At 68.7% G+C, this 6,067-nt stretch carries 7 protein-coding genes; 3 read left to right on the top strand and 4 right to left on the bottom strand.

The annotated features are described in order from the left end of the window. Positions 1–74: 74 nt before the first annotated feature. The 3 genes from ACWDU4_RS21315 to ACWDU4_RS21305 are packed head-to-tail and all read right to left on the bottom strand — an operon-like array spanning position 75 to position 1,515. Entirely contained in the window at positions 75–548 is a 474-nt protein-coding gene (locus ACWDU4_RS21315) for a DUF5130 domain-containing protein (RefSeq protein ID WP_450115912.1), read from the bottom strand. After that, entirely contained in the window at positions 535–798 is a 264-nt protein-coding gene (ctaJ, locus tag ACWDU4_RS21310) for an aa3-type cytochrome oxidase subunit CtaJ (protein WP_450115911.1), read from the bottom strand. Before ctaJ ends, ACWDU4_RS21315 begins: the two co-directional genes overlap by 14 nt. Before the next feature lie 57 nt (positions 799–855). Further along, positions 856–1,515, bottom strand: coding sequence for an HNH endonuclease (locus tag ACWDU4_RS21305; protein WP_450115910.1), 660 nt, complete (start codon positions 1,513–1,515; stop codon positions 856–858). A 178-nt stretch (positions 1,516–1,693) separates the two neighbouring features. Here ACWDU4_RS21305 and ACWDU4_RS21300 point away from each other — a divergent pair, with 178 nt between their 5' ends. From ACWDU4_RS21300 to ACWDU4_RS21290, 3 genes are all read left to right on the top strand, one after another. Further along, the gene (locus ACWDU4_RS21300; RefSeq protein WP_450115909.1) at positions 1,694–2,089 is read left to right on the top strand and encodes a globin; all 396 of its coding nucleotides are present in this window, start codon (positions 1,694–1,696) and stop codon (positions 2,087–2,089) included. 95 nt (positions 2,090–2,184) lie between these two features. Continuing rightward, positions 2,185–3,780 carry a glycoside hydrolase family 13 protein gene (locus ACWDU4_RS21295; protein ID WP_450115914.1) on the top strand — a complete coding sequence of 532 codons (1,596 nt, stop codon included), beginning with the start codon at positions 2,185–2,187 and terminating at the stop codon, positions 3,778–3,780. 96 nt (positions 3,781–3,876) lie between these two features. After that, positions 3,877–4,521 carry a hypothetical protein gene (locus ACWDU4_RS21290; protein ID WP_450115908.1) on the top strand — a complete coding sequence of 215 codons (645 nt, stop codon included), beginning with the start codon at positions 3,877–3,879 and terminating at the stop codon, positions 4,519–4,521. 39 nt (positions 4,522–4,560) lie between these two features. Here the strand turns inward: ACWDU4_RS21290 and ACWDU4_RS21285 are convergent, their stop codons facing one another. Continuing rightward, a complete protein-coding gene (locus ACWDU4_RS21285) occupies positions 4,561–6,018 on the bottom strand; it encodes an FUSC family protein (RefSeq protein WP_450115907.1) in 1,458 nt (485 codons plus the stop codon). Positions 6,019–6,067: the final 49 nt, after the last annotated feature.

Here is a 6,067-nt window from a genome sequence, read left to right as displayed (position 1 = left end):
GCTCAACCACGCTCTCCGGGGGCCCCCCCCCCCCGCCGCCCCCCCCCCCCACCCCTCTGGTCGAGACTGCGCTGCTACGGCTTGGCGATGGCCGCGCTCATCACGCGGATCGCGGAGATCAGGCCGTCGATCAGGTTGTTGTCGGCGAACGACGACACGGCCGCCGTCACACCGAGCTGCGCGACACGGTCGGTGACGCGGTCGGCCACGTCCTTGCCGGAACGCACCTCGATGACCCGCTGGTTCGGGGAGACCGCGATGAGCACGGAACGCTCCGCCTCGGGGGTGTTCGGGAACAGCTCGGTGACTCCGGCGGCCGGGTCCGTGCCGAGCGGGCCGACGTACGCGTTGAAGCGCACCTTCGTCGCGCGGGTCGCGTCGGTCAGCGCGTCGTCGAGCGCGACGAGCTCGTCGGTGTCGAACGGGAGCGCGGTGTCGAGCGGCTCGCCGACCCGGTGCACTGCGGACACGCGACCGCTGGAGGTCACCGCCGACCCCACCGGAAGATCGGCCTCGATCACTGCCGGGAAACGGTTACCACCTGCCACTTGCCGAACCTCCGATCAGATCTGCCGAACCGGCCTCGATCGCCGCGTGTCCACCGTGGTGTCCGGGGCGGGTCGTCACCTCGTCAGTGGCGGACCAGAGCACCGGCTCGTGGGTCCACTTCTTGTCCAGGGTGTAGCGCGGGGGCTTGGGACTTGGATCACGCGTGGCCGGATAGCACAGCCCCGCGATGATCGCGATGACGACGACGGGAATCCCGACGAAGATCAGCGTTGTCTCGAGAATGCTCACCCGGCAAAGGTAGCCCACTGGCAGCCAAAATGTGCTCTCGGCCCCGGGAAAACCGGCTCAGGCCGCACCCTCTCCGAGATACCGGAGCCACAGTGGATCGAGTTCCTTCGTCGCGGCGAGCAGCCGCCAGTGCTGGCCCTTCGGCGGGGCCAGCGACGCGCGCAGCGTCCACCCGAGCTCGCTGAGCAGTTTGTCTGCTTTGCGGTGATTGCAGGGGGCGCAGCAGGCGACGCAGTTCTCCCACGAGTGCTCGCCGCCGCGACTGCGGGGGATCACGTGGTCGATGGTCTCCGCCTTGTCACCGCAGTAGGCGCACCGGAATCGGTCACGGTGCATCAGGGCGGCGCGGGTCATCGGGATACGCGCCCGATACGGCACGCGCACGTACTTGCGCAGCCGGATCACGGATGGCACCTGCACCGAACAACCAGCGGAGTGGATGACCTGCCCGAGCGGATCCTCGTGCACGGAATCGGCCTTGTCACAGACCAGCAGCACGACCGCGCGGCGGATGGGGAGTGCGGTGAGTGGTTCGTAAGTCGCGTTGAGCAGCAGCACCCGACGCTTCACCCAGGAGGGAACCGCATCCTCTCCGGGGTGCGAGGGTCTGTTGCCCTCGTCGATCGCATACAGCGGGGAAGCCCCCGACACCGGCCTGTCACGGGCGTCGGCGGGCTCGAGTTGTCGGTGCGTGCGGGTGCTGTGTCGGTGCTTCATGCGACCTCCGGAGAACGACCTGTCCCAGTTGACCACGGATGACGCGCCGACGCACGTGCATTTGTGCCACCGAACACGGGACATTCGGTGAACGGAAGGCGACATCGGGCCGCACATCGACGCAGCGCTCCCGGCGCACATCGACGCAGCGCGATCAGCCAGGCACAATGGTGGCGCCATGAGTGATGCCGAGATGAGCTTCTACGACGCGGTCGGTGGAGCCGAGACGTTCCGCAAACTGATCGCCCGCTTCTACGAAGAGGTCGCGAAGGACGAGATCGTCCGCCCTCTCTACCCCGAGGAGGATCTGGGACCGGCCGAGCGCCGGATGCGGATGTTCCTCGAGCAGTACTGGGGTGGTCCGCGCACCTATTCGGAGGAGCGAGGGCATCCGCGTCTGAGGATGCGGCACCACCCGTTCAAGATCGGTCCGCTCGAACGGGACGCCTGGCTGCGCTGCATGCACATCGCGATCGATTCGATCGACGAGCAGACCATGGACGCACCGCACCGGCGCGCGCTCGTCGAGTACATCGACATGGCCGCCGACTCGATGGTGAACTCCCCCGTCTGACTCGCACCGGGCCGGACGGGAATCGGGGTCGCGACGCGCACGCCTACGAGTCGTGGCGGTCGGCGGCGTGTGGCACTGTGACGGACGTGAGCACAGTGGACAACGCTGCGGAGGCGTCGGATCGGGGGGCAGGCGACAGGTGGTGGACGAACGCCGTCTTCTACCAGATCTATCCTCGCTCGTTCTCCGACGGCAACGGTGACGGGGTCGGCGACCTCATCGGGGTCCGGGACCGGCTCGGCTACCTCGAACTGCTCGGTGTCGACGCCCTCTGGCTGAGCCCGGTGATGCGCTCGCCGATGGCCGACCACGGATACGACGTCTCCGATCCCCGCGACATCGATCCGTTGTTCGGCGATCTCGACGTGATGGACGCGCTGATCGCGGAGGCGCACGCCCGCCACATCAAGGTCACCATGGACCTGGTGCCCAATCACACCAGCGACCGGCACCCGTGGTTCGTGGCCGCGCTCGCCGCCCCTCCGGGCAGTCCCGAACGAGGCCGGTACATCTTCCGCGAGGGTCGGGGCGCCAACGGCGACGAACCGCCGAACAACTGGCCGTCGATCTTCGGCGGACCGGCGTGGACCCGGGTCACCGAGGCCGACGGCTCCCCCGGCCAGTGGTACCTGCACATCTTCGCCCGCGAGCAGCCCGACCTGAACTGGGACAACCCCGAGGTCGCCGAGGACCTGTACACGACCCTGCGGTTCTGGCTCGACCGCGGCGTCGACGGATTCCGGATCGACGTGGCGCACGGTATGGCGAAGCCGGAGGGCCTGCCGGACCACGACTGGGACCTCAACGAGCTCATGCGCAACGACGACGACGACCCGCGGTTCAACAACCCGGGTGTGCACGAGATCCACCGCGGCATCCGGAAGGTGATGAACGAGTACCCCGACACGATGTCCGTGGGTGAGATCTGGGTCCGCGACAACGAGCGCTTCGGCGAGTACATCCGGCCCGACGAACTGCACCTGGGATTCAACTTCCGGCTCGCCGAGGCCGAGTTCGGCGCCGAACAGGTGCGCGCCGCGATCGACAACTCGCTGGCCGCCGTTGCCGCGGTCGGCGGGACACCGACGTGGACCCTGTCGAACCACGACGTCGAGCGGGAGGTGACCCGGTACGGCGGCGGCGCGGTCGGCTGGGCGCGGGCGCGGGCGATGACCCTGGTGGAGTTCGCACTGCCCGGCGCCGTGTTCGTCTACAACGGCGCCGAACTGGGGCTCCCGAACGTCGACCTTCCCGACGAGGCGCTGCAGGACCCCGCGTGGGAGCGATCCGGGCACACCGAGCGCGGCCGCGACGGTTGCCGTGTCCCGCTCCCCTGGCAGGGCTCGCAGGCGCCGTACGGGTTCACCACCGCCGACTCGAGTTGGCTGCCGATGCCGGCGGACTGGGCGGCGCTGACGGTGGAGGCACAGCTCGAGGACGTCGGCTCGATGCTGTCGTTGTACCGCTCGGCGATCGAACTGCGGGGCCAGCGTCCCGAGTTCACCGGGACCGAGATCGACTGGTACGGAAGCCCGCCCGGATGCTTCGCGTTCCGGCGACGTGGCGGGCTGATCTGCGCGCTCAACTCCACCGATGCCCCGATCCCGCTGCCGCCCGGACAACTGCTGCTCGCGAGCGCGCCGCTCGTCGACGGGGCGTTGCCCGGCAACGCGGCCGCCTGGCTGGTCTGACACGCCGGCGACGCGACGGCCGCGACACGTGACGATTCGGCACGCCGCACCCCCAAATCGGGCAATCCCACCACTGAACCAACTAGACTGCGCCGCATGCTGATTCACCCGACTCTGCGCATGCAATCGTGGGGATTCGTCGTCGGCTCTCTGCTGTTCGCCCTCGGTTCCGCCCCCTGGATCTCCACTGCGATGGGCACAGGGGCCGCCAACACCGCATTCTTCATCGGATCGTGGTTCTTCACCGCCGCCGCGTTCGTTCAGCTGGTGTTGAGCGGTCCTGCGACCACCACGGACCACGGCAAGCCGGCGATTCGAGCCGAGTGGCTGTCCGCAGCAATCCAATTCCTCGGGACGGTGCTGTTCAACATCAGCACGGGAGCTGCGCTGCACGCACACACGATCAAGGGGGAAATGCACCTCGTGTGGAATCCCAATGCCGAGGGATCGGTGGCCTTTCTCGCGAGCAGTGCACTGGCCGTCCTGATTCTGCTGCGGGCCAACCAGATCTGGGAACCGGGCTCGAGGGACTGGCAGAGCGTGTGGTTGAACATGCTCGGGTCGATCGCGTTCGGCATCTCGGCAGCGGGCGCGTTCGTCACCCAGGACGGCACGTCCCTGGACACGGCGCTCGCCGTCGGTGGCACGTTCGTCGGCGCGCTGTGCTTCTTCGCCGCCTCTGCCGTCTGCCTCGGCGAGGACGACCGGCCCGCGGAGGAGTTCGCCGACGCGGTCGAGTGAGTCCCGCCGCCGTCCCGGCCGTCGCGTGCGCACCAGTCGCTACTCGACCAGCGCGACGAGTGATCGGTTGATCCGGATCAGCGGTGGAAGCAGCGTCGCGACACACTGATCCGGATCTGCGGACCCGGACCGCCCCACGTGACCGGTCACCGCGGCGTCATCGAGACGGACCGTGGTTCCGCCCCGGTGTCCGGCGTTGCGTCGGCGCACCAACTCGATGTTTCCCTGCACGTCCCGAATCACCGATTCGAGTGCACGTCCGGCGCCGCAGGCCGGTTCCTGCTGCGGCACCGTGACGGCACCTGCCCTGGCCAACGCGTGCGCCCCCCTGTTCGTTTCGCGCAACCGACGCTCGAACCACGCCACGGACCGTCGGCTCGCGTCATCGGGTCCTCGATGAGCGGCACCGCCGCGGCCCGCACCACGGCCAGTCTCGCGTCGAGGGCCCGAGTCGTGGCGACCACCTCCGCGGCAGTGCCCACTCCCTTTGCGGTGCCGGAACACCGGTCGAGGAGATCCGACAACGATCGTTCCCACCACCCGCTCACCCGCGCGGGCGAGCACCTCCCCGCGGGTGCTGGTACCGGTGTAGACGAGGAAGGCCGTGACCACCGCCCAGTACCAATGTCCCGGATTGACGAGGGAACCCGCGACCATCGCGGCGGTCGCCGCGACCGCGACCGCGACCTGTACGGCCGCACGGTCGCTCGCCGACCGGACGGAAGAGTCGCCGCCCTCCGCCCGTGATGCGCGATGCTCACGCGCGGTGTCCGGCGCCACCGGCGTTCGGCGACCCAGCTGCCCCAGCGTCGCGTGCGCCTCCACCGCCCGGTAGGCGAGCTGCGCTGCGAATCCCTCCTCGGTATCGGCGTCCACCGACTCGGCCGCGGCCCGCGCTCGTACGAGCGAATCCGAGGCATGTTCCGCGGTCGGGTTCGGGCGCAACACGTCTGCCAGTTCGTCGGCGGCCCGGCTCACACAGGCACCTCTGCGCGGCCAGAGGGAGGCCATGAAGGCGAATGCCTCCTCGGTGGTCACCTGAGCATCGAAGACGGCGCGGGAGAACTCGGCGCTCTCGACACCCAGACACGACCTCGTGTCGTTTCGGTCGATCCAGTCCTCGATCATCATCGCCGTGGTCTCGATCCGGTCGAGGGTTCGGCTCGGAGCGGAGCCATCGGAACCTGCACTGCGCCGGATCACGTCCAACCCGGACCGGCTCTCCGCACGCAATGCCTCCAGCAGACTGTTGATCTCGCGCAGTGGGGTCTCCGGAAACACCACGGTGCGCACGAAGACGGTGACCGCCACGCCGGTGCAGATGCCCAGACACAACAGCGGCAGTTCGGCGACCGTGGCGTGGAGAACCAGCGCGGCCACCGCCAATCCCAGCGCGGTGACTGTGATCAGTCCGCTGCGCAGTCGCTGGTGGCCGGGGTCGGTGATGCTCAGGTAACGCAGTGTGCGCCGCAGCGGTCCGTCCACGGTCCCGGCCACCTCGACCTCCTTCCGGCACGGAAAAGGGGAGGTACCGGTGCTCATCCGC

The organism is Rhodococcus sp. NPDC003348 (assembly GCF_053589375.1).
Note: the sequence above shows the minus strand (reverse complement) of the source record. Positions and strands in the feature narration are given on the sequence as shown.

Coding starts and splice junctions, on each gene's coding strand:
- ACWDU4_RS21305 (WP_450115910.1), bottom strand. CDS start 1,515: ATGAAGCACCGACACAGCACCCGCACGCACCGACAACTCGAGCCCGCC.
- ACWDU4_RS21300 (WP_450115909.1), top strand. CDS start 1,694: ATGAGTGATGCCGAGATGAGCTTCTACGACGCGGTCGGTGGAGCCGAG.
- ACWDU4_RS21290 (WP_450115908.1), top strand. CDS start 3,877: ATGCTGATTCACCCGACTCTGCGCATGCAATCGTGGGGATTCGTCGTC.